The organism is Pseudomonas sp. YuFO20, assembly GCF_035064975.1.
Classification (GTDB): domain Bacteria; phylum Pseudomonadota; class Gammaproteobacteria; order Pseudomonadales; family Pseudomonadaceae; genus Aquipseudomonas; species Aquipseudomonas putida_AE.
This window is the reverse complement of record NZ_JAXDEO010000037.1, coordinates 39378-63916: the sequence shown is the minus strand read 5'-3', so window position 1 is coordinate 63916 and position 24539 is coordinate 39378. Positions and strand designations below refer to the sequence as shown.

Here is a 24539-nt window from a genome sequence, read left to right as displayed (position 1 = left end):
GTCCTTTTTCGCTGGAGATTTGCCATGTTGGCAGTCACGCTGATCAATACGCTGGTGGTCATCATCACCGTGGTGATCCATTACGAATGTTTGCTGCGCATGAATGACTGGCTGCCACGGCTCAAGTTGTGGAGCCGCTTCAGAATTGTCGTCGGGGTATTCGGCGCCCTCCTGGCCCACGCGATAGAGGTCTGGTGCTTTGCCCTGGTCTATTACCTGATGGTGCATTCCGGCAAATGGGGCAGCCTGACAGGCAACTTCGACGGCTCGCTGATGGACTGCGTCTACTTCTCCTTCACCACGTATACGACGATCGGCTTCGGCGATATTTCGCCTGTCGGCGACCTCAAGTACTTGACCGGTCTGCAAGCCCTTACCGGGCTGGTGCTCATCTCATGGACCGCGTCCTTTCTGTTCCTGGAAATGCAGAAGTACTGGAAGGGCAAATAAGCCTACAATCGGCGGGTGCCGTCTCATCTGCGGAGAGTAATCATGCGCACGGTCCATGTCCTCCAGGCCCCACCGGCATCGGTCAATGTCGTGGGCGAAACGATCACTGTCCTGGCCGGCGGCGATCTGAGCAAACCCTTTGAAATGCATATCCAGGAAGGCGTGCAAGGTGGCGGCCCGCCCCCGCACTTTCACCCGTGGGACGAGGCGTTCTATGTGGTGGAGGGGCAGGTCGAAGTGACCGTCGAAGGCACATCCAGCATCGTCTCGGCCGGGGGCTATGTGCACATTCCTGCCGGGGCGATCCATGCCTACAAGAACGTCAGTCCCACCGCGAAGATGATCGGCGTGGTATCCGATCCCCGGGGCGGGCAGTTTTTCACGGCGATGGATCAGTTCAAGGTACCCGGGGACCTGCCGCGGATATTCGAGGTGGCCGAGCGTTTTGGCGTGACGTTCCTGGTGCCAACCCCCCCGAATTCGTGATCGTCGCCCCTGTAGGAGCTGCCGCAAGCTGCGATCTTTTGATTTTAAAGAATCAAGATCAAAAGATCGCAGCCTGCGGCAGCTCCTACAGGGTTCTCGTCAGGTGGTGCCGTGGGCCTGCTGTTCCAGATGCACTTGCAGATCCGGCTCGATGCCCAGCGCCGCTGCCAGTTCATCCAGGTAACTACGTTCGGCATCCTGCTGATCATCCACCAGCATCACGCTGGCCAGGTACATCTCCGCAGCCATGCCGGAATCCGTTGCCGACTGTGCCACTTCGCAAGGGTCAAGCGGTTTGGCGACTTCGTCATCCAGCCATTGCTGAAGCTCTGGGTCGTCGGTGTGACGGCCGATTTCCTTGCTGATCATCAGCGTTTCGGCCTCGTCTATCCGGCCATCGGCCTTGGCCGCCGCTATCAATGCCCGCAGGATCGCATGGCTGTGTTCCTCGACTTCCGGCCCGGCCAGCATGTCCACCGTGCGCATCGCCTGTTGCGGCGCCTGCTGTTGCTGCGTGGCCTGGCTGCGTTGCCAGGCCTGGTAAGCCTGGAAGGCCATCATCCCCAGCGAGGCCAGCGCTGCATAATTGGCACCACCCCCGGAGCGCGATTGCGGCGCACCGCCCATTCGCGAGCCTCCACCCAGCAAACCGCCGAGCAATCCGCCCAGGCCGCCCATGCCGCCTGCCCCGGCGCTGCTTGCGCCACCACCGCCCAACAGGCCGCCGAGCAGTCCGCCCAGGTCACCCAGGCCACCTTGAGCCGACGCCCCACCGCCGCCCTGTTGCGCCCTCGAGCCCTGGCCGGCCCGCAGTAATTGTTCGAGCAGATCGCTGGTGTTCATGACGACGTCCTCATCGAAGGGAGTGATCCAGTCAGACAACGATAGCCTTCGCGGGTGAATGTGCTACCACCGTCTGGCTGACACAGCGCCGTTTTATCCGCAGTGTTTTCTTGTGGCGCAGCTAAGATTCATAGGGGGTGAACCTTATTCCCGGATACCCGGTCGATACCTGCAACCCCACCCGGTTTGCCGCCGCCCGCCAGAAGAGGGCGATGACTGGCTTGCTGCACTTTCTGGAGAGCGCCCCCGTGATATCAACCCTACACATCGCCAGGCTCAAAGCCTGGGGTGCCCATGGTTTTACCGCTACCGGCGTGGTCACCGCCTTCCTCGCCACCCTCGCCCTGCTCGAAAACCAGCCGACCCGTTGCCTGCTGTGGCTGGGCGTGGCCCTGATCGTCGATGGCCTGGACGGCGCACTGGCGCGCAAGGTCAATGTGCAGACGGTACTGCCGAGTTTCGACGGCTCGATTCTCGACCTGGTGATCGATTACCTGACCTATGTGTTCATCCCGGCACTGTTCATCTATCGCTATATCCCGCTGCCGGACTACACGCTGCTGCTGACCGTGTCGCTGATCCTGGTGTCGTCGCTGTTCTGCTTCTGCAACGTCAACATGAAGAGCAAGGATAACTACTTCCAGGGCTTCCCCGCGGCGTGGAACGTGGTTGCCCTGTGCCTGTACATCATTGCGCCGTCGCCCTGGATCACCTTCCTCACCGTGATCGGCCTGGCGCTGTTGACGCTGACCCGCATGAAATTCCTGCATCCGTTCCGGGTGCGCCGCTTCATGCCGATCAACATTGCCGTGACCGCGATCTGGCTGCTATGCAGCCTGTCCCTGGTGATCAACCACCCGGTGATCAATCCCCTGGTCATGGGGCTTTGGCTGCTGATGTCGGCGTATTTTCTGGGGATCTGTTTCTGGCGCACGGCGCTTGAGTGGTTCGGCGAGTCGCGGCTCAAATAACGCCATGCCTATCCATATCGTACGACTCGGCTCCCCGCGCAAACCGGGGCGGAGGTTGTCCCGCCGTACCCGATTTACTGTAGCGAAGGCGTCCTGCCAGACGCCCCATCTACCGCGGCCGTACCCGATCTACTGTGGGAGCGAGCCTGCTCGCGATGGAGATCAACGATGACGCGGGCCCCCTGATACACCGCGGTGCTCTCAGGTTTTTCGCGAGCAATCGAGCGTCGACCGGCTGCTCCTACAGGGGGCCCGCCGCCATCGGCCATCCGTGGCCGAGAGGGCTCAACGCCTCGTAATCACCACCTCAAGGTATTCACTGGGCACCACCATCGACCTGTCCCCCGCCCGGTTCAGGCGGTTGAGCAGTTCGGTCAGGTCGTCTTCCAGGGCCTTGGCGCCATCGGGGGGCAGTGCCGCGAAGGCCTTGTGGATCGGACCGTACCAGCTGCGGAAGGTGTCGATGAAATGCTCGGCCGAGCGATAGCGGAAGTTGAAGGTCCGGCGAGTGACCTGCAGCAGGAAGTCGTGCTCGTCGAAGTGCTTGCGCAGCCAGGCTTCGGTACCCCACAGCGACGGCGGTTGCGCGCCGGGTGGTGGCGGCATGTGCTGCCCCAGGGTCTTGAAAATCTGGCCGACGAAACCTTCCGGCGTCCAGTTGGCCAGGCCGATCCGCCCGCCCGGGCGACACACCCGCGCCAGCTCCGCGGCGGCCTTGGCCTGGTCGGGGGCAAACATTACGCCGAAGGTTGAAAGCACGGCGTCGAAACTGCCATCGGCGAAAGGCAGCGCCTCGGCGTCAGCCACCTGGAAGGTCACGTTCAGGCGTTCCGCACGGGCGCGGTCTTCGCCGCGTTCGAGCAGTGCGGCGACATAGTCGGTGGACGTAACCCGGCAACCGCGACGCGCAGCGGCCAGGGTCGCATTGCCGTTGCCGGCGGCGACGTCCAGCACCTGCTCATCGCACAGCAGGTCGCAGGCCTCGGCCAGTTGCTCGCCGACGATCTGCAGGGTGGTGCCGATCACGGCGTAGTCGCCACTGGCCCACGCGGCCATTTGACGGGTTTTCAAGGCAGCAAGATCAATAGGTGTACTCATGGAGACAATCTCTGGTTTGGAACAGGATCGGGCGCACGCTCACTCAGCCGTGGTCGGATCGATGATGTTCATGACCTGGGAAATGCGATTGGCCGGGAAGCCGCCCTGCCTGGCGTGCTCCCTGATGAGCTCTTCGTTAGGCGCGATGTACACGCAATAGAGCTTGTCGCCCGTGACATAACTCTGCAGCCATTGCACCTCTGGCAACTCGCGCAACACCCTGCAGGATTTTTGCGAGACGGCTTTCAAATCCCTTTCTGACAGTGCTCCGGCGCCTGGAATCTCGCGTTCAATGACGAACTTGGGCATGGCAACCTCACTTTATTGTTATTGATGACAGGACCCGGTGGCCCTGTGTGCGAACTATCTCTCTGCCGCTGACTGGCGTCCTGTCCGATCGTCGGCCAACACTGCCCGATCGTCCGGAGAATTCACGTTAAGCCGTGACGCGTTCACAATCGGAAACCCCCACACGGGAAAAACGCCCATGGACGCCCTGTCACAGACCCTGCGTGTCGTCCGCCTGGTCGGCGCGATCTTCATCAACGCCAGGTTCACCGCACCCTGGTGCTATCAGTCGCCCAGCGCAGACACGGCGGCGCCGTTCCTGGAGCCTGGCGCCGAACGGGTGGTGATCTTTCACCTGATCACCGAGGGCGAGTGCTACGTCGAACTGGGGGATGATCCGCCGCTGCTGCTCAACCCCGGCGACGTGGTGATATTCCCCCAGGGACACGCCCATCGCATGAGTTCGCGCCCCGGGTTGACGCCCGCCAGCGGTGCGCGGCTCGACGAGGTACTGGCGCGGCGCCCGCGGCAGTTGAGTTATGGCGGTGGCGGCGCGGTGACGCGCCTGGTGTGCGGCTACCTGGCCTGCGACACGCGTCTGGCCGGCATGTTGCTGGCAGGGCTGCCGCCCGTGGTCAGGGTCAATGTGCGTGGCTCGAACGCCGGCATCTGGCTGGAATCTTCGGTGCGTTATGCCTTGGCCGAAGCGCGCTCGCCAAGGCCTGGCGGCGAAGGCGTGCTGGCGAAACTGGCCGAGGTACTGTTCATCGAAGTGCTGCGCCTGTACATGCACGAACAAGGCGAGGGTCGTACCGGTTGGCTGGCCGGCGTGAGTGACCGGATCGTCGGTGCGGCCCTCAACGCCCTGCACAAGAAACCCTGCCACGCCTGGACCCTGGATGAACTGGCGCGCACGGCCGGCACCTCGAGATCGGTCCTGGCAGAACGCTTTGCGCAACTGGTGGGGGTTTCGCCGATGCAGTACCTGACGCAATGGCGCATGTTGCTGGCCGCCAACCTGTTACGCAGCAGTAACAGTTCGTTGATACGCATCGCCGAAGAGGTGGGTTACCAGACCGACACGGCGTTCAGTCGGGCCTTCCGTCGTGAGTATGGTGCGCCGCCAGCCGCGTGGCGGCGCAGTCAGGAGAAACGCACAATGGCCCACGGTGAGGTGAGCCATTGATGCGGTCCTTTGATCTCAAGCCGCTGGAGCAGCGGCCTTCGCCTCTTCCAGCAACTGCTGGATCACCTTCTCCTGAGTCTCATAGCTGCCCTCGCCAAAGTGGGTATAACGCACCTGCCCCTTGGCATCGATCAGGTAGTGAGCCGGCCAGTACTGGTTGTCGAAGTTGCGCCAGATCGCATAGTTGTTGTCGATCGCGACCGGGTAGGTGATGCCGTATTCCTTCACCTTGTCCTTGACGTTGTCGATGATGCGCTCGAACCCGTACTCGGGGGTGTGTACGCCGATCACCACCAGGCCGTCCTTCTCGTACTTCTTCGCCCAGTCCTTGACGTACGGCAGGGTGTGCTTGCAGTTGATGCAGTCGAAGGTCCAGAAGTCCACCAGCACCACTTTGCCCTTGAGCGATTCGTTGGTCAGCGCTGGCGAGTTGATCCACTCCACCGCACCGGTCAGGGACGGCATGGCGCCCTGGGCGTTGTCCATGGACTCGGCCTTGACCTTGCTGACGAAGTAATCGACGACCTTCGGCACGTTTTCCAGCAAGCCTTTCTCGACACTGCTGACCCCTTGCGACGAGGTATTGGCCAGCAGTACATCGTTGGTGCCGGTGGCAATCACCGCCGCCCCGGACAACACCGCCACACCGGCACCCCGACGCAACCAGCCAGTGACCGGGATCGACGGCTTCAGGCGATTGACCAGGCCACGACCGGCGAAGATCAAGGTGCCCAGGGACAATGCGCTACCCAGGCCGTAGGCCACCAGCAACAGACTGGTCCCGGCGTTGGCGCCTTGCAGCATGGCGCTGGTCAGAATCACCCCGAGGATCGGCCCGGCGCACGGCGCCCAGAGCAGCCCGGTCGCCACGCCGATCATCACCGAACTCAGCGGGCCGGACATCTTGCGGCTGTTGGGGTCGATGCGATTACCCAGGGCTACGAACGGACGCGCCAACCAGTCGCCGACCCGTGCGGAAATCAGTGACAGGGCGAACAGCACCATCACGATCAGGGCCACATGGCGCCCGGTGTTGCTGGCTTGGATCACCCATTCACTGCTGACCACGGCCAGGCTGGAGATCAGGGCAAACGTCAGGACCATGCCGCCGAGGGTCAGCATGATCGACGAGCGTGTACGGTCGGCACCGGCGAACAGGAAGGGTACGACCGGGAGGATACAGGGGCTGAGGACGGTCAATATGCCGCCCAGGAAAGCGATGAGTAACATGGGGGTCACCATTGAAAATTTTGGGTAGCATGGACCGCTCCCTGTAGGAGCTGGCTTGCCAGCGAAAGCGGTCTAACAGCCACAACCCGGGTTGTATGGGCTGCCGCCTTCGCTGGCAAGCCAGCTCCTACAGGGGATCGGCGTGGTATTCGCAAATCAGGCCGTCTGGCCATCCAGCAACTTGCCTTGCGGTGTACGGCTGGAACCGTTCTCGGCGAGGAAGGCATCACCGCCCTTCTCGGCCACCGGCGTCAGCTGAAAGCAGGTGCTGCTGCCACAAGCGTTCTGTTCTACAGCGGCGTTGGCATGGGCCGCGGCGCCGGCAACGGAGAAAGCAAAAGCGGTCAAAAAGCGGGTAACGTTGTTCATGATGTTCTTCCTGGCGTGAGTGGAATGCGCTAAGCGTGATCGCTGGACTCAGTTGTCCGAGCTGCAGTTGTCAGCCAATTTGCGGTAGTCCAGGACCTGGGTCTTGCTCTGGGAATCCAGGTAGGTCAGCTGTGCATTCACCACACCGCAGGAAGGCGAGGCATCCTGTTTCAACGACACCACTTTCTTGATGTCCAGGTGCGTGCCGTAGCTGTAGCTCATCGGGGTCACATCCGCTTCGGCGCGGGCCGACAAGGTGCAGATGTTCAGGGCGGCAAACAGGCAAGCGGCGTAGATGGCTTTGGTGTTCATGGTGGTTTCCTCAAGGTTCGACAGGTAGATCGTTGGTTGGGTAGAGGCGCTGTGGTCTGCCTCGATGGAACCTATTAGAAGCCCGCGAGGTATCCCGCATGTGTCGGGAACCGGCGCGGGTAAATCGGAAAGTATCTGGACCGGGCCGGGATACAGAGGGATACAAAACCCCGGGAAATGCCTGTTTTTGCGTCGGTGTGTATCCGCCCACAGGCCAGATACACTGCAATACAAAGGGCGACGGGCGAGCGGGCCAAGGCTCGATAGACTGTGCGACATCCCCCACTGACAGAGGCAAATCCATGGAGCACGTCGATCACATTCTCATCGTTGACGATGACCGCGAGATACGAGAGTTGGTGGGCAACTACCTGAAGAAAAACGGCCTGCGCACCACAGTCGTGGCCGATGGCCGGCAGATGCGCAGCTTCCTCGAATCCACGCCGGTGGACCTGATCGTGCTGGACATCATGATGCCCGGCGACGATGGCCTGATGCTCTGCCGCGAGCTGCGCACGGGCAAACACAAGGCCACCCCGGTATTGATGCTCACCGCGCGCAACGATGAAACCGACCGCATCATCGGCCTGGAAATGGGTGCCGACGACTACCTGGTCAAGCCCTTCGCCGCCCGCGAACTGTTGGCCCGGATCAACGCCGTGCTGCGCCGCACACGCATGCTGCCACCGAACCTGGTGGTGACCGAATCCAGCCGCCTGCTGGCCTTCGGTCGTTGGCGCCTGGACACTTCCGCCCGACACCTGCTCGATGGCGACGGCACCATGGTCGCCCTCAGCGGCGCCGAGTATCGGTTGCTGCGGGTGTTCCTCGATCACCCGCAGCGGGTGCTCAATCGCGACCAGTTGCTCAACCTGACCCAGGGCCGCGACGCCGACCTGTTCGATCGCTCCATCGACCTGCTGGTCAGTCGCCTGCGCCAGCGCCTGCTGGACGATGCCCGCGAACCGGCCTACATCAAGACCGTGCGCAGCGAGGGCTATGTGTTTTCCCTGCCGGTGGAAATCGTCGGTGCGCCAGCATGAACCGCACGCTTCGCTGGCCCCGCACCCTGGCGTCAAGGCTGTCGCTGATCTTCCTGGTCGGCCTGATCCTCGCCCAGGCGCTGTCCTTCGGTGCGCAGTACTACGAGCGCTATGAAATCTCGAAAAACACCATGCTCGGCAACCTGGAAACCGACGTCTCGACCTCCATCGCCATCCTCGATCGCCTGCCGGCCGAAGAACGCGCCAGTTGGCTGCAACAACTGGACCGGCGCAATTATCGCTATCTGTTGAGTGAAGGCTCGCCCGGTACCTCCATGGACACGGACATGCCCGAAGCACCGATTGCCATGACCTCGATCAAGAATTCCATCGGCAAGGACTACCCGATGACCTTCACCGACATTCCAGGGCCGGTGAAACACTTCCAGGTGCACCTGAAACTGGCGGACGGTAGCCCGCTGACCATCGACGTGCGGCCTTCGATGGTGCCGCTGTCGCCCTGGCTGCCCTTCATGCTGCTCGGGCAACTGGCGCTGATGATTGCCTGCACCTGGCTGGCCGTGCGAATCGCCATCCGCCCCCTGACCCGCCTCGCCGAAGCCGTGGACAGCCTCGACCCCAACACCCACCCGGTGCTGCTGGACGAAAAAGGCCCGACCGAAGTGGCCCACGCCGCCAAGGCCTTCAACGCCATGCAGGCGCGCATCGCCGCCTACCTGAAGGAACGCATGCAATTGCTGGCGGCGATCTCCCATGACCTGCAAACGCCGATCACGCGGATGAAACTGCGCGCCGAATTCATGGACGACTCGGTGGAGAAAGACAAGCTGTGGAACGACCTCGGCGAGATGGAACACCTGGTGCGCGAAGGCGTGGCGTATGCCCGCAGCGTCCATGGCGCCACTGAAGAAAGCCGGCGCACCGACCTGGACTCGTTCCTCGACAGCCTGGTGTTCGATTATCAGGACATGGGCAAGCAAGTGCAGTTGAGCGGCAAAAGCACCACCGTCATCGACACCCGCCCCCACGCCTTGCGGCGAGTGCTGGTGAACCTGACGGACAACGCCCTCAAGTTCGCCGGAGCAGCGGAACTGCTGGTGGAAAAGCAAACCGATGGCAGCGTGTCGGTGAAGGTCATGGACCGCGGCCCGGGGATTGCCGAAGCGGAACTGAGCCAGGTCATGCAACCGTTCTACCGCGTGGAAAATTCACGTAACCGCAGCACGGGTGGCACCGGGTTGGGACTGGCGATTGCGCAGCAGCTGGCGTTGGCGATCGGGGGATCGTTGACATTGAGCAATCGTGAGGGTGGTGGGTTGTGTGCGGAGCTGAAATTGCGCGGGTGATACTGTTGATCGTTCCCACGCGCGTGGGAACGATCCATGTTCGTTCAAGCAATGACGCCCTCCCCCTGCATCTGCCGCAACAACCCCAGACCGCTTTCAATAAACTCCACAGACTCCGTCATCCCCGCCTCCGCCGCCAACCCCTGCAGATGTGCACGTCCGGTCTGCCCGGGAAATTCCTCGATGCGCTGCAACAACCGAAACGCCAACGGGCTCAACTCGGAAAACTTCACGCTGAAATCCAGGTCCCGGCGCACCAGCAACAGCGTCGGCTGATCCGGCGGTGTATCAGGCTGATACTGGGGTCCGACCAGTTGCACTGGCCAGGCATACGCCAAGGGCCAGGCCAATGGCGAAACCTGTAAAGGTCGATCCAGCAAGCCATCGGCATCGCCGCCGGACAAAGGCTCGGCCTCGGATTGTTGCAGGGCCATTTCCACCCATTCGTAATGCGCCAGCTCGACCATGAACGGCGGCCAGGGTCCATCGATCAACGCCTCAGGCCCGGAAGCCAGAAACTCGAGAAACTCCTCGGCGATTTCACCGAATTTCGGAGTATGGGCGCGGTAGTCGCGCAGGAAGATTCGCACCAATATCCGCCAGTGCTCATCACCGAGAATCTTCACCAGTACCGGAAAGGTGCCGCTGATCAACGACGACAGGTTGGCGAACACCAGGTCGCGATACACCCCGGCCCGCGCCGGGTCCATTTCCGCCGGCGGCGCGTAGCGCTCGGGATCGCGCAAGTACAGGCCCATGCTGTTTTGCTGGTCGTGCAGCGTGCGCTTAGCCACGGTTCACCTCCTCGGTCTGCAAGCGGCGAATGGTCTGCAACTCGGTGACCAGTTCGGAAAACGCCGGAAAGTTGAAATCCCTTTCCAGCAAGGTCGGTTGCGCGCCGAATCGGCCGTAGGCGTCGGCCAGCAGCGACCAAACCGCGGGTTTGACCGAGGCGCCATGGGTGTCGATTTTCAGGGTATCGGACTCATCGAAGTGCCCGGCGATGTGCATGGCCACCACCCGGTTCGCGTCGATCCCGGCCAGGAAGGTACGCGGATCGAACCCGTGGTTGATCGAGTTGACGTACACGTTGTTGACGTCCAGCAACAGGTCGCAATCGGCTTCGCGCAGCACGGCGTTGGTGAACGTCACCTCGTCCATGTCCTGCTGCGGGGCGGCGTAGTAAGAGACGTTTTCCACCGCCAGGCGACGGCCGAGAATGTCCTGGGCCTGGCGGATGCGCGCGGCGACGTGATGCACCGCTTCTTCGGTGAAGGGCAATGGCAACAGGTCATACAGGTGGCCGTCATCGCTGCAGTAACTGAGGTGCTCGCTGTACAGGGGCACCTGGTGGTGATCGAGGAAGACCCGCACCTCCCGCAGGAATTCGACGTCCAGTGGCGAGGGGCCGCCCAGGGACAGGGACAAGCCATGACAGGACAACGGATAGCGCTCGGCCAGGGTCCGCAGCGCCGCGCCGTGGGCGCCGCCGATGCCGATCCAGTTCTCCGGTGCGACTTCGAGAAAGTCGAAATGGCCGGCCGGGGCGGCCAGCAGGTCCTTGATCAAGCCGCGACGCAGGCCGAGCCCGGCGCTGGCCCTGGTTGATGTGATGGAGGTGTGCATGATGTCGATTCCAAGGTTGTCAGAACGTCATCACAGTTAATCGAAGGGATGTATCGGGTCTGTGTGGCGTGCTGACAGAAAACCGCAAAGCGTGTATCGGCAGTGGGTCTGTATACACTCTGATACAGACCCGCTGCCCGGCTTTACGCCAGGTCGTATTTCTCGCGCACCAGATCACCGATGCCCATGGAGTCGAGCACGTCCATCGGGCACAGGAAGGTCACGCGCACGGTACCGGGCAGGCGACTGATGTCGATGGAGCCGGTGATGGTGGCGCGATTGAGCACTTCGTCATAGGGCAGGCCGGTGACCGCGGCGGCGCGGGTCAAGCCGTTCTCCACCGCCAGGTTGAGGTTCTCGCCGCTGCCGATGAAGGTGATCGGGCCGCTCTGTTCGATCTCGTGTTGCCCCCAACGCTCGCCCAGCTCACGGACTTTCGCGCGCTGCCCGGCATTCATCGGCCGCGCCATCGGTGGCAGGTCATCGAGGTTTTGCAGGAGGATCGGCCCTTCCAGCGTCAGGTTTTTCACCACTTGCACCACCACCTCGGTTTCCCCGGAGCAATCGGTGGCGTGGCCGGCGATCTCGCCGTTGCCTTGCTGCGCATGCATGTCACCCATGTACACCCCGGCCCCCGGCACTTTCACCGGGCAGATCAGCACACAGCCTTCGCGGATCGAATTGGTGTCCATGTGGCCGTCGGTCTTGGCCGCGTGCAGCTCCTCGCGGCTCATGCCGAAACGGTGCGGGGCGTTGATCAGGTACTGGCCGAAGTCGGCGCAGTTGTGCGAGTCGGGAATATCCCGGGACGGCAGGGTGCCGATGTTGCCGAGGAACGGGCGCATGTGCGCGGCGACGCCGGGGATGTCGGCGCGGGCCAGGGACAGGATCGAATGCTGCGCGGCGAACTCCGGCAGCGCCGACATCTCGGAGGCCTTGCCGGCCAGCTGATTGGCGATGTCCTGGTTGACCGTCAGGCTGACCTGATTCTGCGCGTCGAACACAATCACATAGCCGTGGCTGAAGCGAAAGGCGCTGACCTCGGCGCCGCAGTGGTTACAGCGGATCGCGTCCTCGCCAATGCCTTCGACATGGCTGGCCGGATGCTCGGTGCCGCACTTGGAGCAGAATTTGGCGACGAACGGATCGCCGTTGTAGCGCCCCTCGACGAAGCTCATGACCCCGGACGAAGTGGCCAGCGACGTGACGCGCATGCTTTTGATGGTGATCGCCACGGCATCGCCGATCTGCGCCCCGGCGATGGCCACCGGCTGCGTCACTTCATGGCCGCCCTCGAACGCTGGCGTGATCATCGGCCCCCAGCAACCTGGCGGCGTCCCGGTGATCAGCGTGCCGCCGTCGGCCAGCGGGCCGAGCATCGGCTGGCTCGGGCCGATGATGCCGTTGGTGTAGCGATCGACCCGCAGGCGATTGACCGGCGTGGCATTGAGAGTGGGTTGAGGCACAAGCGTTGTCATGGTGATCCTCTACGGTGTCAGGCGCGAATAGTCCTCACAGTTCAGCGCAGGTTTGTATCTGGTCTGTGTTCGGCAATAACCAGCAATAGAGCGGGACTGTATCGAGGGGCCAGTTAGATACAGTGGGATACACACACATTTGCGGATGACCACAATCCCTGTGGGAGCGGGCTTGCTCGCGAAAGCGGTCTTTCAGTCAAAAAGGCTGTGACTGGTCCACCGTTTTCGCGAGCAAGCCCGCTCCCACAGGGGGTCGGTATCGGTCAGGGGACTTTCGTCGCTCCAGGCCACTCTGCACGGTATGCAAACTAAACTTAATGCACACAGGAGCTGCTCAGCGTCCTGTTCATTCCCACGACCACCGCCCGGACAGACAAAGCCTCCGGACCGTGATCCTTGCAAAGGAGCACACGTGATGGACGAGGCCAGACTCAACGATTTCATGGGCAAACTGGTGGGCGACATGGGCGGCGCGGCGATGCTGGCCAACGTCATCCTCGGCGAAGAACTCGGCCTGTACCGGGCCATGGCCGACAGCCAGCCGATCAGCCCCCAAGCGCTCGCCGACAAGACCGGCTGCAACCCCCGCCTGGTGCGCGAATGGCTGAGCGCCCACGCCGCCTCCGGCTACATGGAACACCGCGACGGCCAGTTCCGCCTGCCCGAAGAGCAAGCCCTGGCGCTGGCCATCGAAGACTCTCCGGTCTACATCGCCGGTGGCATCGGTGTGGTTGCATCGTTTTTCCATGACAAGGACAAACTGGTCAAGGCCATGCGCGGCGACGGCGCCCTGGCGTGGGGCGATCACCATCCGTGCATGTTCAGCGGCACCGAACGCTTCTTCCGGCCCGGCTACAAGGCGCACCTGATCGCCGAATGGTTGCCGGCCCTGGACGGCGTGGTGGCCAAGCTGGAGGAAGGCGCCAAGGTCGCCGACATCGGCTGCGGCCATGGCGCGTCGACGGTGATCATGGCCCAGGCGTACCCGAACTCGCGGTTCGTCGGCTTCGACTACCACGCGCCGTCCGTCACGGTCGCCACCCAGCGCGCCGAAGAAGGTGGCGTGTCCAGCCGCGCGCAGTTCTTCCAGGGCACGGCCAAGAACTACCCCGGCGACGACTATGACCTGGTCTGCTATTTCGACTGCCTGCACGACATGGGCGACCCGGTGGGCGCGGCCAAACACGCCTACGAGTCGTTGAAGCCGGACGGCACGGTATTGCTGGTGGAACCTTTCGCCAACGACTCGCTGGACGACAACATCACCCCGGTCGGCCGGCTGTTCTACGCCGCCTCGACCTTCATCTGCACGCCCAACTCGCTGTCCCAGGAAGTCGGCCTCGGCCTCGGCGCCCAGGCAGGCGAGGCGCGGTTGCGCAAGGTGTTCAGCGAGGCCGGGTTCTCGAGTTTCCGCCGGGCCACGGAAACGCCGTTCAACCTGATCCTTGAAGCACGCAAGTAACCCGCCCGCACCCTGTAGGAGCTGCCGCAGGCTGCGATCTTTTGATTTTGATGTTAAAAAGCAAGATCAAAAGACCGCAGCCTGCGGCAGCTCCTACATGCGTTCGTCCGTGGCCCCCGGAGTGTTGAAGATGCTCGACCACCAGATCCACGAACAACTCGATCGCCTCCAGCACCTGATGGCCGACGAGCCGTTCGCGGTCCTGACCGGCGCCGGCATCAGCACGCCGTCGGGCATTCCCGACTATCGCGACAACCAGGGCGTGCGGCGCGGCCGCCAGCCGATGATGTACCAGGAATTTCTCTCGGCGCCCGAATCCCGGCGGCGTTACTGGGCGCGAGCGATGCTGGGCTGGCCGCGGGTGCGTCAGGCACAACCGAACGTGGCCCACGACACCCTCGCCCGCTTGCAGAGCACCCGGTGGATCAGCGGCTTGATCACCCAGAACGTCGATACCCTGCACGACCAGGCCGGCAGTCATGACGTGATCGAACTGCATGGCAGCCTGCACCGGGTGCTGTGCCTGGACTGCGGAAAACGCAGTGAGCGCGATTCGATCCAGCAACTGATGGAAACGCAAAACCCATATTTGGCCGGCGTCGACGCGGTGCAGGCCCCGGACGGCGATACCCTGCTGGATGCAGCCTTCGAAGCACGCTTCCAGGTCCCGCGTTGCCCGCATTGCGCGGGTGAGAGGATGAAACCGGACGTGGTGTTCTTTGGCGAGAACGTCGCACAGGCAACTGCGGCAAAAGCAATGGCCACGGTGGAAAAGGCGGCCGGGTTGCTCGTGGTTGGCTCGTCGCTGATGGCGTACTCGGCGTTTCGCCTGTGCCGGGCGGTGGTGGATCAGGGCAAGCCGTTGCTGGCGATCAATCTGGGCAAGACCCGGGCGGATGAAATCCTGGATTTGAAGATAGAAATGTCCTGCGAACAGCTATTGCCATTATTGGCACAGCGCCTGAACACCTGACACAACCCAATCCCTCTGTGGGAGCCAGCCTGCTGGCGATGAGGCCGACACATTCAACATCTCCCGCGCCTGATACACCGCCATCGCCAGCAGGCTGGCTCCCACAGGGGGGACTTGTGATCAGCTCATGAAAACTCGCTCGCCGAGGTTTTCTTCTTTGAGCACATCAAACAACGCCTGCGCCGCCGCCGACAACTCCCCGCCCGGCAACGTCAGTACCCCAAGCGCCCGTTCCACCACCGGATCACGCAAGGTGATGCAGCGCGCCCCCAGTTCACGCATCTGCCCGGCGCACAGTGCCGGAACGGCGCTCACGCCCAGCCCGCTGGCAACCATCCGCCCCACCGTCGCCAGTTGATGGCTTTCGAACTCCACCGGCAACTTCATGCCCCGGGCTTGCAAGTGTTCCTCCAGCATCACTCGCACCGTCGACGGTCGCTGCAAGGTGATGAACGGTTCCTTGAGCAAGGTCGGCCAGTCGACTACCTCCAGTTCGACCAACGGCGAATCAGCGGGCACCACCGCCACGAAGCGATCGATGTACAACGGCGTGAATTGCAGCGACGAGCTCTGGGTCGGCTCGAACGCCACGCCCAGTTCCACCTGGCGGTCACGGACCATTTCCAGCACTTGCTCGTTGATCACGTCGTTGACCGTGACGTTGACTTTTGGATACCGCGCGCGGAAGGTCTTGAGGATCGGCGGCAGCAGGTTGCCGGCGAACGATGGCATGGCCGCCAGGGTCACGCGCCCGCGCTGCAGGGTGAAACGCTGGCGCAGATCATCCTCGGCATTGTCCCAATCGGCGATCAGGCGGCGCGCCAGCGGCACCAGGGCTTCGCCTTCGGCAGTCAACGCCACATTGCGTGTGTTGCGAGTGAACAGGCGCCCGCCCAGGCTTTCTTCCAGGGCCTTGATGGTCAGGCTCAGGGCCGATTGCGACAGGTGCAGGCGCTCGCAGGCCACCGCGAAACTCAGGCTCTGGGCCACGGCCAGGAAGGCGCGGATCTGCTTGATGGTCATGGTCGCTTTGCTCCAGTTATAAGCTGCAAGCTTCAAGCGGCAAGATTGAAGCAGCGGTTTAATGAGCTTTATCAATCAATCAAGCCAAAAAAACAACTTAACAAATGAATCTCGTGGCGCGACACTCAATCCCATTCGGCTAGCCAGCCGCCCACAAAGAATAAAAGAGGTGCATATGGCAGGTTTCGACAAGCGCGTGAGTTCCTACGAGGAAGCCCTGGCCGGTCTTGAAGACGGCATGACCGTGATCGCTGGCGGCTTCGGCCTGTGCGGTATCCCGGAAAACCTGATCAACGAGATCAAGCGCAAGGGCACCCGCGACCTCACCGTGGTTTCCAACAACTGCGGCGTCGACGGTTTCGGCCTTGGCGTTCTGCTGACCGACCGCCAGATCAGCAAAGTGGTGGCCTCCTACGTCGGCGAAAACAAGCTGTTCGAAGAGCAACTGCTCAAGGGCGAAATCGAAGTCGTGCTGACTCCGCAAGGCACCCTCGCCGAAAAAATGCGCGCAGGCGGCGCCGGCATCCCGGCCTTCTTCACCGCCACCGGCGTTGGCACCCCGGTTGCCGATGGCAAGGAAGTGCGCGAATTCCATGGCCGCAAGTACCTGATGGAAGAATCCATCACCGGCGACTTCGCCATCGTCAAAGGCTGGAAAGCCGACCATTTCGGTAACGTGATCTATCGCCACACCGCCCAGAACTTCAACCCGCTGGCCGCCACCGCCGGCAAGATCACCGTGGTCGAAGTCGAAGAAATCGTCGAACCCGGCGAGCTGGACCCGGCGCAGATCCACACCCCTGGCATCTACGTCGACCGGATCATCTGCGGCACGTTCGAGAAGCGCATCGAACAGCGCACCGTACGTAAGTGATCCCCTGCCCCCGGACCGAATGAAGGAATAACAACAATGGCACTTTCCCGCGAACAAATGGCTCAACGCGTCGCCCGCGAAATGCAGGACGGCTTCTACGTGAACCTGGGCATCGGCATTCCGACCCTGGTCGCCAACTACATTCCCGAAGGCATGGAAGTCATGCTGCAGTCGGAAAACGGCCTGCTGGGCATGGGTCCGTTCCCGACCGAAGAAACCATCGATGCCGACATGATCAACGCCGGCAAACAGACCGTGACCGCTCGTACCGGCGCGTCGATCTTTTCCTCGGCCGAGTCCTTCGCGATGATCCGCGGTGGCCATGTCGACCTCACCGTTCTGGGCGCCTTTGAAGTCGACGTGCAAGGCAACATCGCCTCGTGGATGATCCCCGGCAAACTGGTCAAGGGCATGGGCGGCGCCATGGACCTGGTGGCCGGTGCAGACAACATCATCGTCATCATGACCCACGCCTCCAAGGACGGTGAGTCCAAGCTGCTGGACCACTGCAGCCTGCCGCTGACCGGTGCCGGTTGCATCAAGCGCGTACTGACCGACCTGGCTTACCTGGAAATCGAAAACGGTGCGTTCATTTTGAAAGAGCGTGCACCGGGTGTCAGCGTCGAGGAAATCGTCGCCAAAACCGCTGGTAAACTGATCGTGCCGGACCACGTTCCAGAAATGCAATTCGCCGACCAGTGAGGAATCATTCCATGCAAGAAGTCGTCATTGTTGCCGCCACGCGCACCGCGATCGGCAGTTTCCAGGGTTCCCTGGCAAACGTCTCCGCCGTTGACCTGGGCGCGACGGTGATCCGTCAGTTGCTGGCGCAAACCGGCCTGGACCCGGCCGAAGTCGATGAAGTGATCATGGGCCAGGTGCTGACCGCCGGCGCCGGGCAAAACCCTGCGCGCCAGGCGTCGATCAAGGCCGGCTTGCCGTTCGCCGTGCCGGCCATGACCCTGAACAAGGTCTGCGGTTCGGGCCTCAAGGCCCTGCACTTGGGCGCCCAGGCGATCCGTTGCGGCGACGCCGAGGTGATCATCGCCGGCGGCCAGGAAAACATGAGCCTGTCCAACTACGTCATGCCGGGTGCCCGCACCGGCCTGCGCATGGGTAATGCGCAAATCGTCGACACCATGATCAGCGACGGCCTGTGGGACGCGTTCAACGATTACCACATGGGCATCACCGCCGAGAACCTGGTCGAGAAGTACAACCTGACCCGTGAGCAACAGGACGCTTTCGCCGCCGCCTCGCAGCAGAAAGCCGTGTCGGCCATCGAAGCCGGGCGTTTTGTCGATGAAATCACGCCGATCCTGATCCCACAGCGCAAGGGCGATCCACTGTCCTTCGCCACCGACGAGCAGCCACGGGCCGGTACCACCGCCGAATCCCTGGGCAAGCTCAAGCCGGCCTTCAAGAAGGACGGTTCGGTGACCGCGGGTAACGCTTCGTCGCTGAACGATGGCGCCGCCGCCGTGATCCTGATGAGCGCCGAAAAAGCCAAGGCCCTGGGCCTGCCGGTACTGGCAAAAATCGCTGCCTACGCCAACGCCGGTGTCGACCCGGCGATCATGGGCATCGGCCCGGTGTCGGCTACTCGCCGCTGCCTGGACAAGGCCGGCTGGTCCATCGACCAGCTTGACCTGATCGAAGCCAACGAAGCTTTCGCCGCACAATCGCTGGCCGTGGCCAAGGACCTGGAATGGGACCTGGACAAGGTCAACGTCAACGGCGGCGCCATCGCCCTCGGCCACCCGATCGGTGCCTCGGGCTGCCGCGTGCTGGTGACCCTGCTGCATGAAATGATCAAGCGTGACGCCAAAAAAGGCCTCGCCACCCTGTGCATCGGTGGTGGCCAGGGCGTGGCATTGGCGCTCGAACGCGCTTAAGCCAACAGCGTTTAACAGACGGCGCGGGGACCCACGAAGATCCGTGCACGCCTGGCAAAACACCCGGTACGATTCACGTCGTACCGGGTTCTTTTTTTTGGTCCCTGTAGGAGCGAGCTTGCTCGCGAAAAAATCTGAAAACGCTGCGGGGTGTCAGAACTTCCACGTAATCGTTGACGACCTTCGCGAGCAAGCTCGCTCCTACAAGGTATATGTCGCCCTCATTGGCGCCTCGCATCGAATGCCGGGTTTTGTATACAAAACCCGCCCATCTATAGAGCAAATCATCCCGCAAAATGCTACCGTTGCTGCCACTCACAGGACGGAGAAGTGCGCGTGTTGATGCTTAAACTGCTGGTGATTCCAGGCTTTCTGCTGCTGATTTCCCTGGCCGGCAAACGCTGGGGGCCAAGCGTGGCGGGATGGTTGTCGGGGTTGCCGGTGGTGGTCGGGCCGATTCTGTTTTTCCTCGCCATCGAACAGGGCCAGGCATTCGCCGCCCAATCGGCCATGGCCGCGCTGTCGGCGATGTTCGCCATGATTGCCTTCTGCGTGACCTATGCCCAGGTCGCGCAACGGGCAAAATGGCCACTGGCACTGACGATCTCGTTGCTGGTCTGGGCCCTGCTCGCCGTGATCCTGTCCTTGCTCCCGCCGTCGCTGCCGATCTCGGTGATCGCCGCCGCCATCGCACTGCTGGCCGCGCCGTACCTGTTCCCGGCTGTGCAGCCCATCGTTTCAGGCCCGGCGCCAAAGTCCGACAAACTGCTGCTGCGTATGGTCGCCGGCGCCTTGCTGACCCTCGCCGTCACTTGGCTCGCCAGCACCGTCGGCGATCGCTGGAGCGGCCTGCTCGCCGTGTTCCCGGTGCTTGGTAGCGTGATGGCGGTGTTCTCCCAGCAAACCCGGGGCCCGGCGTTTACCGCGGCGTTGCTGCGGGCGACGGCCACCGGGATGTATTCATTTTCGGCCTTTTGCCTGGTCGTCACGCTGACCGTGCCCAGCCTGGGCCTGATGGGGTTCGGGGTTGGCGTCGCCGTCTCGGTGGCCATGCTCGGCGTCACCCGGCGGTTGCTGGCAAAACCCGCGCCCCAGGCAACACGTTCAACTATTTCGAACGAGTAGCGCAAGAAATCGAGCCTATTTCCTACATGTTTTTCCGGTTGGCCGTCAGACGTCAAGTGGTTACGATTTATCGATGAAGTCAACACCCGGCGCCATTGGAAGGGATGTACTTCATCCAGACAACCGCTGGTTCCGAGCCAAGGTACAGGCAGCCCTGGATGATCCGCGCCCAAACATCCCGCATGATCAAGTGATGGCCGAAATGCGCGCCCTCCTGCAGTCAAAGCGCAACCAGCGCGATGCGGGTTGAGTGGCATCCGGAGGCACGGTCCGATCTATCGAAAATCCTGAATTATCTTGGCGACCATAACCTCGTAGCGGCTCTGGAGCTCCATCAGGCTATAGAAACGGTTACATAAGCCCTCCCCGAATATCCCTACCTCTATCGATGTGGCCGACTTCCCGGTACACGAGAAATTGTTGTGCATCCCAATTACCTGGTGGTCTATCAAGTGACGGATCAAATCCAGATCCTGAGTGTGTTACATGCCCGGCAGGAATACCCCTGATTCCGAAGCATCAACGACCGTCCGTTAGCCCATGCTGGAACATCTCGCAGCCCCCATGGGATGATCACGCCCCACCGCGCGACCAACCCTGGAGATTTTGATGTCACTGTTGAGTAAAAAAGCCGTTGTCCTGTTGCTGGCGGCGGCTGCCAGCCTGGGGGCTTTGAATGTGCAGGCGGCCAAGGCCCCTGCAAAGGAGACGGTGCAGGGTCAGAAAGTCTCGATGCTCGACGGCAAGTTCACTTTCACCCTGCCCAAGGGTTTTGTGGCCAACCCGTTGCCCGCCAGCCCCACCGGTGCGAGCGGCACCATGTATTCCAACGAAACCACCAAGACTGTGGTGATCGCCGCGCAGAACAACCTGCCCGAAGGGGTCAAGGTCAAGGACAACGACGGCGAGTTCCTCGACGGCACGGCGGCCGACTTCGACGCGGCGCAACACAAGGCCCTGGCGGACTACAACAAGCTCAGCGAAAAAAGCCTGACCCTGAAGAAAACGGGCCTGGGCGTGCGCCAGGTCGACAGCACCGCCACCCAGGGCGGTGGCATGACCCTCAACACCACGTTGATGGCGGCTTCGGGCAACCACATGACGGTGATTCAGGTCATTTCCCGCCCCGGCGACATGGCTGCCCACGAAACCCTGATCAAGCAGATAGTCAGCGGCAAATGAGCCTCAGGGGTTACGACGCTGCAACCAGGCGCTCAAATCCTGCAATTCTTCGGCACTGATGCTGTGGCCGACACCCTGGTAAGCGTGGAACTCGGGTTCCAGTGACACGCTCTGCAACAGGCTGTTGGCCTCGGTGCCATCGCTGAAGGGAAGACGCTGGTCCGCCGTGCCATGGCCGATGAAAATCGCCAGCGACTGGCGTTTTTCATCCGGTTTCAACTCAGACTTGAGCACCGGCAGAATCCGCCCGCTCAACGCGGCTATCCCGCCCACCGCCTCGGGATGGCGCAGGGCGACTTCGTAGGACATAATCGCCCCCTGGCTGAAACCCACCAGGAACACCTTCTCCGGTTGTGTGTGATATTTCTTCGTCGCCTGTACGACGAAATCCAGCAACAACTGGCCGCTGGACTTCAGGTCATCGGTTTCGCCGTTGTAGGCACCCTCGCCTTTTTTGCGAAACCACTGGTAACTCCCCTCTTGCATCACCATCGGCGCCCGCACAGACAGGTAGTTGTACGCGCCGGGCAACTCATCCTTGATGCCGAACAGATCCTGCTCGTTACTGCCGTAGCCGTGGAGAAAAATCACCAGCGGCTGCTCGCGGGAATCGGCGTTGGCCTGCTCCAGGTACTTGAGCGGCAGGTCGGTTTGCAGGGGGGATTGAGCGTGGACAGTGGCGGATGCCAGCAACGTGAACAGAGCGAGAAACTTCAGCATAAACCTTCCTTCACCGTGCGCAGGATTCGGATAGAGCCTAACACCTTCGTCCCAGCGACTCCCACCACCGGCCCGATTACGGAATCAGCCTACAGCAGACAAGGAAAGGTCTTATTTACGCCTGACGCCCTCGCATAGAACCCTGAGCGCGGCATTTTGCCATGCGGATGTGTATCCGCTGCATGTGTTCTACAGGGAACGGGGGTTGGAGGCGCTGAAGGATTGCCTGGCTTCAAGAAAGAATATTTATGGGAGTGGTCAGCATCCGGTGCTGTGGCCGATCGGAGAGGAAACACTAAAATTCGGAATTGACCATGATGGTCAGTTCGATGGCTTGGGCAGCACCGGAGGGCAGGTTGGTGACGTATGAGGCATGGTTACCGCGCAGCAGCCATTTCAGCCCCCAGTTGTCATACATGGCGGATTGCAGAATATTTCGCTGCTCGTGTTTGGCCAGATGCTCAACACTTTCGGCGATGCTACCCGCCTCAATCGCCTCAAAGGCCAGCAGGAGCTCCGTCGATGACGGACGCACTATTGGTTTTGGCAACAACCCCGTTGCCAACTTGGCCGATATCAACCAACGCATGCCCTTCGTGCTCAGGGCGGCGAAGCAATTTGATGATCTGCTGCACGGCGACCAGCGCGAGCAGATTGAGCGATCCATTCGGGATATCGCCTGGGGTGGAGGCGTCCGATGAGGCTGATGCATCGCATCGGGCGGCGACGCGGCGTGTTGGCACTGGCGGTCGCTGCCTTCCTTACGTGGACAGCGATTGAGGCGCTATCGGATGAACCGGAAATTTCGCTGGTAATTGGCGAGCCGTACGAAGCCATGCGCCAGCGCTCCAGCGCAAGAATCGATCCCGTGATACCAGGGCACTCCTGGTTCAATGTTCCCAAGTCTGATGCCCGACTGCGTTTTGCAGATCCTGAGTATGGTTTTGTGACTCCACTGGCCCGCTTCTTCACAGTGGGTTTTGGACGTAATGAACGGATCGACGGTGTCCGCATGTCCCCACAAGTCGAGCCACTATTGCTCGACGACACCCTCAAGGTCGTACTCGATCTGCAGGAGCAATGGCGCAACGCTGGCTGGGTACCCATCCGGGTCCAAGACTTCCCATCGTTCGCCGACACCCCGCAATGGCGTGCCCAATTGCGAGATGTAAACAACGTTGGAAAAGCTTACTGGCGTGCAGGTGACAAGTACCAACTGATGCTGGTAGTTAGCCGTTTCAAGGATGTAAAACGCCCCACGGAAGAGCGCTACCTCATCACATTAGGCATCCACCGATCACGGGGGGTGCAATGACCCTCCCCCTCCTCAATCGTTAATCAACTTCCCAACCCGAATCGGCTCGCGCCCGGCCACTTTCGCCTGCCAGGTGCCCGGTTGCGTGTAGCGCCCGCGATCAAGCGCGAACAGCACGCCACTGGTGCCCGCGCGCACGGTGGTGACCTTGTCGTTCAACGGGTCGACCACTTCGAACAGCGCATCGCCCTGCTCCACCCATGCACCGGCCTCGCGCAGGAAGCTGACCACGCCGTGATGCGGTGCGAACAGGTATTGGGTGCCTTCGAACGGCATTCCCTCGCAGCACTCACTCGGTGCCGCCGGCCAGGTGCCCTTGATGAAACCCTGTTCGGCGAGAAAGCCCAGGATCGCCTCGCAATTGGCCCGGGCCTGATCGACCCGGGTGTCGCCCATGCTGCCAAGCTCAAGTGTGGTCGCCAGGTTGGCCGGTGGAATGTTGGCTTCGGGGAAAGCCCGGGCCAGGCGCAACCAGGGCGAGGAGCAGGATTCGTCGAAGGAGCTGCCACCGGAATCCTCGCACAGCAACGCCACCCCGGCTTTCAAGCGCGCCGCCAGCGATTGCCACTGCGGCCAGTGCTGCGGCAAGGCGTAGAGGTGAATCGCCGCGTCGAAGTCGCAATGCAGGTCGAGGGTGATGTCGGCGTCGCAGGCGTGACGCAGCAACAGGCGATGCATCGCTTCCAGCTGCGACGCCGGGGCCGGCAGGTCGTCGAGCACCTGGCCCATGGCCTGGCGAATCAGGGCGATGTTGGCCTCGGCATCGCTGCCCAGACGATCACCCACCCGCTGGGCGACCGGAGCGCTCAGTTCGACGAACGAGCGGTTGAAGTTCTTGCCGCTGCCCAGTTCGAAGCGGCCCATGTGGCTGCCCTGCAGGTGCTGGTCGAGACCGATGGGGTTGGCCACTGGCACCAGTTCGATCACGCCTTGCAATTGGCCCTGGCTTTCGAGTTCAGCCAGGCGCTGCTTGAGCTCCCAGGCGGTGCGCATGCCCGGCAGCTCGTCGGCGTGCAGGCTGGCCTGGATGTAGACCTTGCGAGTGCCCGCGCCATAACGGAATACGCTGAGGGTGCGCTCGGTTCCCAGGTGGCTCCAGGGCAGCAAATGGTCGATGCGTTGCATGGCAGAACTCCGATTTCTCTGTAGGAGCTGCCGCAGGCTGCGATCTTTTGATTTTGATTTTTTAAAAGAAAGATCAAAAGATCGCAGCCTGCGGCAGCTCCTACAGGGGGGAAATGTGATTGCAGGATAAATCATGAGCGAAAAAAAATGGCCACCGC

At 61.8% G+C, this 24539-nt stretch carries 28 protein-coding genes and 1 pseudogene; 16 read left to right on the top strand and 13 right to left on the bottom strand.

Annotated features, from left to right (window positions below; all coding sequences use genetic code 11):
* Positions 1-24 precede the first annotated feature (24 nt).
* A complete protein-coding gene (locus SOP85_RS20645) occupies positions 25-450 on the top strand; it encodes a potassium channel family protein (protein WP_274076918.1) in 426 nt (141 codons plus the stop codon).
* 42 nt (positions 451-492) lie between these two features.
* A complete protein-coding gene (locus SOP85_RS20640; protein ID WP_323628072.1) occupies positions 493-936 on the top strand; it encodes a cupin domain-containing protein in 444 nt (147 codons plus the stop codon).
* A 99-nt stretch (positions 937-1035) separates the two neighbouring features.
* On the opposite strand, the gene SOP85_RS20635 is transcribed toward SOP85_RS20640, so the two are convergent.
* A complete protein-coding gene (locus SOP85_RS20635) occupies positions 1036-1779 on the bottom strand; it encodes a tellurite resistance TerB family protein (protein WP_323628071.1) in 744 nt (247 codons plus the stop codon).
* Between the two features lie 248 nt (positions 1780-2027).
* Here SOP85_RS20635 and pcsA point away from each other — a divergent pair, with 248 nt between their 5' ends.
* Positions 2028-2750, top strand: coding sequence for a phosphatidylcholine synthase (gene pcsA / locus SOP85_RS20630; protein WP_274076913.1), 723 nt, complete (start codon positions 2028-2030; stop codon positions 2748-2750).
* A 285-nt stretch (positions 2751-3035) separates the two neighbouring features.
* On the opposite strand, the gene SOP85_RS20625 is transcribed toward pcsA, so the two are convergent.
* Together SOP85_RS20625 and SOP85_RS20620 are read right to left on the bottom strand one after the other, a co-directional pair.
* On the bottom strand, positions 3036-3848 hold the full coding sequence (locus SOP85_RS20625) for a class I SAM-dependent methyltransferase (protein ID WP_323628069.1): 813 nt from the start codon (positions 3846-3848) through the stop codon (positions 3036-3038).
* A 39-nt stretch (positions 3849-3887) separates the two neighbouring features.
* Positions 3888-4157, bottom strand: a complete 270-nt coding sequence (locus SOP85_RS20620; RefSeq protein ID WP_008063076.1) for a DUF4242 domain-containing protein — start codon at positions 4155-4157, stop codon at positions 3888-3890.
* A gap of 178 nt (positions 4158-4335) precedes the next feature.
* Between SOP85_RS20620 and SOP85_RS20615 the strand changes: the two genes are divergently transcribed.
* Positions 4336-5322, top strand: coding sequence for an AraC family transcriptional regulator (locus tag SOP85_RS20615; RefSeq protein WP_323628068.1), 987 nt, complete (start codon positions 4336-4338; stop codon positions 5320-5322).
* A 15-nt stretch (positions 5323-5337) separates the two neighbouring features.
* Here the strand turns inward: SOP85_RS20615 and SOP85_RS20610 are convergent, their stop codons facing one another.
* The 3 genes from SOP85_RS20610 to SOP85_RS20600 all read right to left on the bottom strand — a co-directional run bounded on the left by SOP85_RS20610 (position 5338) and on the right by SOP85_RS20600 (position 7233).
* Complete coding sequence (locus SOP85_RS20610; RefSeq protein WP_323628067.1) at positions 5338-6552, bottom strand: cytochrome c biogenesis protein DipZ; 1215 nt, start codon at positions 6550-6552, stop codon at positions 5338-5340.
* Between the two features lie 156 nt (positions 6553-6708).
* Entirely contained in the window at positions 6709-6921 is a 213-nt protein-coding gene (locus SOP85_RS20605; protein WP_323607974.1) for a hypothetical protein, read from the bottom strand.
* Between the two features lie 48 nt (positions 6922-6969).
* Positions 6970-7233: a DUF2790 domain-containing protein gene (locus tag SOP85_RS20600; RefSeq protein WP_180206203.1), complete on the bottom strand. Its 264-nt coding sequence runs from the start codon at positions 7231-7233 to the stop codon at positions 6970-6972.
* Positions 7234-7535: 302 nt separating this feature from the next.
* On the opposite strand from SOP85_RS20600, the gene SOP85_RS20595 reads away from it, so the two are divergent.
* Both SOP85_RS20595 and SOP85_RS20590 read left to right on the top strand, forming a co-directional pair.
* Entirely contained in the window at positions 7536-8276 is a 741-nt protein-coding gene (locus tag SOP85_RS20595) for a response regulator (protein WP_046816306.1), read from the top strand.
* Entirely contained in the window at positions 8273-9583 is a 1311-nt protein-coding gene (locus SOP85_RS20590) for an ATP-binding protein (RefSeq protein ID WP_274076907.1), read from the top strand. The genes SOP85_RS20595 and SOP85_RS20590 overlap by 4 nt, the downstream gene beginning before the upstream one ends.
* A gap of 44 nt (positions 9584-9627) precedes the next feature.
* Here SOP85_RS20590 and SOP85_RS20585 read toward each other — a convergent pair whose 3' ends face one another.
* The 3 genes from SOP85_RS20585 to SOP85_RS20575 all read right to left on the bottom strand — a co-directional run bounded on the left by SOP85_RS20585 (position 9628) and on the right by SOP85_RS20575 (position 12687).
* The gene (locus tag SOP85_RS20585; protein WP_323628066.1) at positions 9628-10377 is read right to left on the bottom strand and encodes an HvfC family RiPP maturation protein; all 750 of its coding nucleotides are present in this window, start codon (positions 10375-10377) and stop codon (positions 9628-9630) included.
* The gene (locus SOP85_RS20580) at positions 10370-11209 is read right to left on the bottom strand and encodes an HvfB family MNIO-type RiPP peptide maturase (protein ID WP_323628064.1); all 840 of its coding nucleotides are present in this window, start codon (positions 11207-11209) and stop codon (positions 10370-10372) included. The genes SOP85_RS20585 and SOP85_RS20580 overlap by 8 nt, the downstream gene beginning before the upstream one ends.
* A 143-nt stretch (positions 11210-11352) precedes the next feature.
* Positions 11353-12687 (bottom strand): acetamidase/formamidase family protein, encoded by a 1335-nt coding sequence (locus SOP85_RS20575; RefSeq protein ID WP_323607978.1) that lies wholly within the window; start codon positions 12685-12687, stop codon positions 11353-11355.
* Positions 12688-13102: 415 nt separating this feature from the next.
* On the opposite strand from SOP85_RS20575, the gene SOP85_RS20570 reads away from it, so the two are divergent.
* Positions 13103-14149, top strand: coding sequence for a class I SAM-dependent methyltransferase (locus tag SOP85_RS20570; protein WP_274076903.1), 1047 nt, complete (start codon positions 13103-13105; stop codon positions 14147-14149).
* Positions 14150-14279: 130 nt separating this feature from the next.
* Positions 14280-15122, top strand: coding sequence for an NAD-dependent protein deacetylase (locus tag SOP85_RS20565; RefSeq protein WP_274076945.1), 843 nt, complete (start codon positions 14280-14282; stop codon positions 15120-15122).
* Positions 15123-15242: 120 nt separating this feature from the next.
* Here the strand turns inward: SOP85_RS20565 and SOP85_RS20560 are convergent, their stop codons facing one another.
* On the bottom strand, positions 15243-16145 hold the full coding sequence (locus SOP85_RS20560; RefSeq protein WP_274076902.1) for a LysR family transcriptional regulator: 903 nt from the start codon (positions 16143-16145) through the stop codon (positions 15243-15245).
* Between the two features lie 175 nt (positions 16146-16320).
* Here SOP85_RS20560 and SOP85_RS20555 point away from each other — a divergent pair, with 175 nt between their 5' ends.
* From SOP85_RS20555 to SOP85_RS20525, 7 genes and pseudogenes are all read left to right on the top strand, one after another.
* A complete protein-coding gene (locus SOP85_RS20555; RefSeq protein WP_274076901.1) occupies positions 16321-17019 on the top strand; it encodes a CoA transferase subunit A in 699 nt (232 codons plus the stop codon).
* Positions 17020-17055: 36 nt separating this feature from the next.
* Complete coding sequence (locus SOP85_RS20550) at positions 17056-17721, top strand: CoA transferase subunit B (protein WP_027925229.1); 666 nt, start codon at positions 17056-17058, stop codon at positions 17719-17721.
* Between the two features lie 11 nt (positions 17722-17732).
* Positions 17733-18914: an acetyl-CoA C-acetyltransferase gene (locus SOP85_RS20545; RefSeq protein WP_323628062.1), complete on the top strand. Its 1182-nt coding sequence runs from the start codon at positions 17733-17735 to the stop codon at positions 18912-18914.
* 336 nt (positions 18915-19250) lie between these two features.
* A complete protein-coding gene (locus tag SOP85_RS20540; protein ID WP_274076899.1) occupies positions 19251-20039 on the top strand; it encodes a hypothetical protein in 789 nt (262 codons plus the stop codon).
* Between the two features lie 73 nt (positions 20040-20112).
* Entirely contained in the window at positions 20113-20289 is a 177-nt protein-coding gene (relB, locus tag SOP85_RS20535; protein WP_406592310.1) for a type II toxin-antitoxin system RelB family antitoxin, read from the top strand.
* Positions 20279-20548 (top strand): annotated as a pseudogene (locus tag SOP85_RS20530) (type II toxin-antitoxin system RelE/ParE family toxin). Before relB ends, SOP85_RS20530 begins: the two are co-directional and overlap by 11 nt.
* Positions 20549-20648: 100 nt before the next feature.
* On the top strand, positions 20649-21221 hold the full coding sequence (locus SOP85_RS20525; RefSeq protein ID WP_274076898.1) for a hypothetical protein: 573 nt from the start codon (positions 20649-20651) through the stop codon (positions 21219-21221).
* A gap of 3 nt (positions 21222-21224) precedes the next feature.
* Here SOP85_RS20525 and SOP85_RS20520 read toward each other — a convergent pair whose 3' ends face one another.
* The gene (locus SOP85_RS20520) at positions 21225-21941 is read right to left on the bottom strand and encodes an alpha/beta hydrolase (protein ID WP_323628060.1); all 717 of its coding nucleotides are present in this window, start codon (positions 21939-21941) and stop codon (positions 21225-21227) included.
* A 295-nt stretch (positions 21942-22236) separates the two neighbouring features.
* Positions 22237-22608 (bottom strand): DUF2515 family protein, encoded by a 372-nt coding sequence (locus SOP85_RS31440; RefSeq protein ID WP_442967930.1) that lies wholly within the window; start codon positions 22606-22608, stop codon positions 22237-22239.
* A gap of 30 nt (positions 22609-22638) precedes the next feature.
* On the opposite strand from SOP85_RS31440, the gene SOP85_RS20510 reads away from it, so the two are divergent.
* Positions 22639-23256 (top strand): hypothetical protein, encoded by a 618-nt coding sequence (locus SOP85_RS20510; protein ID WP_323628059.1) that lies wholly within the window; start codon positions 22639-22641, stop codon positions 23254-23256.
* Between the two features lie 12 nt (positions 23257-23268).
* On the opposite strand, the gene SOP85_RS20505 is transcribed toward SOP85_RS20510, so the two are convergent.
* A complete protein-coding gene (locus SOP85_RS20505; RefSeq protein WP_323628058.1) occupies positions 23269-24381 on the bottom strand; it encodes a succinylglutamate desuccinylase/aspartoacylase family protein in 1113 nt (370 codons plus the stop codon).
* Between the last annotated feature and the right edge of the window lie 158 nt (positions 24382-24539).

Coding starts and splice junctions, on each gene's coding strand:
- SOP85_RS20510 (WP_323628059.1), top strand. CDS start 22,639: ATGAGGCTGATGCATCGCATCGGGCGGCGACGCGGCGTGTTGGCACTG.
- SOP85_RS20625 (WP_323628069.1), bottom strand. CDS start 3,848: ATGAGTACACCTATTGATCTTGCTGCCTTGAAAACCCGTCAAATGGCC.
- SOP85_RS20570 (WP_274076903.1), top strand. CDS start 13,103: ATGGACGAGGCCAGACTCAACGATTTCATGGGCAAACTGGTGGGCGAC.
- SOP85_RS20600 (WP_180206203.1), bottom strand. CDS start 7,233: ATGAACACCAAAGCCATCTACGCCGCTTGCCTGTTTGCCGCCCTGAAC.
- SOP85_RS20525 (WP_274076898.1), top strand. CDS start 20,649: ATGTCACTGTTGAGTAAAAAAGCCGTTGTCCTGTTGCTGGCGGCGGCT.
- SOP85_RS20545 (WP_323628062.1), top strand. CDS start 17,733: ATGCAAGAAGTCGTCATTGTTGCCGCCACGCGCACCGCGATCGGCAGT.
- SOP85_RS20595 (WP_046816306.1), top strand. CDS start 7,536: ATGGAGCACGTCGATCACATTCTCATCGTTGACGATGACCGCGAGATA.
- SOP85_RS20620 (WP_008063076.1), bottom strand. CDS start 4,157: ATGCCCAAGTTCGTCATTGAACGCGAGATTCCAGGCGCCGGAGCACTG.
- SOP85_RS31440 (WP_442967930.1), bottom strand. CDS start 22,608: ATGGATCGCTCAATCTGCTCGCGCTGGTCGCCGTGCAGCAGATCATCA.
- SOP85_RS20560 (WP_274076902.1), bottom strand. CDS start 16,145: ATGACCATCAAGCAGATCCGCGCCTTCCTGGCCGTGGCCCAGAGCCTG.
- SOP85_RS20565 (WP_274076945.1), top strand. CDS start 14,280: ATGCTCGACCACCAGATCCACGAACAACTCGATCGCCTCCAGCACCTG.
- SOP85_RS20590 (WP_274076907.1), top strand. CDS start 8,273: ATGAACCGCACGCTTCGCTGGCCCCGCACCCTGGCGTCAAGGCTGTCG.
- SOP85_RS20635 (WP_323628071.1), bottom strand. CDS start 1,779: ATGAACACCAGCGATCTGCTCGAACAATTACTGCGGGCCGGCCAGGGC.
- SOP85_RS20520 (WP_323628060.1), bottom strand. CDS start 21,941: ATGCTGAAGTTTCTCGCTCTGTTCACGTTGCTGGCATCCGCCACTGTC.
- SOP85_RS20575 (WP_323607978.1), bottom strand. CDS start 12,687: ATGACAACGCTTGTGCCTCAACCCACTCTCAATGCCACGCCGGTCAAT.
- SOP85_RS20640 (WP_323628072.1), top strand. CDS start 493: ATGCGCACGGTCCATGTCCTCCAGGCCCCACCGGCATCGGTCAATGTC.
- SOP85_RS20555 (WP_274076901.1), top strand. CDS start 16,321: ATGGCAGGTTTCGACAAGCGCGTGAGTTCCTACGAGGAAGCCCTGGCC.
- SOP85_RS20610 (WP_323628067.1), bottom strand. CDS start 6,552: ATGTTACTCATCGCTTTCCTGGGCGGCATATTGACCGTCCTCAGCCCC.
- SOP85_RS20645 (WP_274076918.1), top strand. CDS start 25: ATGTTGGCAGTCACGCTGATCAATACGCTGGTGGTCATCATCACCGTG.
- SOP85_RS20580 (WP_323628064.1), bottom strand. CDS start 11,209: ATGCACACCTCCATCACATCAACCAGGGCCAGCGCCGGGCTCGGCCTG.
- SOP85_RS20605 (WP_323607974.1), bottom strand. CDS start 6,921: ATGAACAACGTTACCCGCTTTTTGACCGCTTTTGCTTTCTCCGTTGCC.
- SOP85_RS20505 (WP_323628058.1), bottom strand. CDS start 24,381: ATGCAACGCATCGACCATTTGCTGCCCTGGAGCCACCTGGGAACCGAG.
- relB (WP_406592310.1), top strand. CDS start 20,113: ATGAAGTCAACACCCGGCGCCATTGGAAGGGATGTACTTCATCCAGAC.
- SOP85_RS20550 (WP_027925229.1), top strand. CDS start 17,056: ATGGCACTTTCCCGCGAACAAATGGCTCAACGCGTCGCCCGCGAAATG.
- SOP85_RS20615 (WP_323628068.1), top strand. CDS start 4,336: ATGGACGCCCTGTCACAGACCCTGCGTGTCGTCCGCCTGGTCGGCGCG.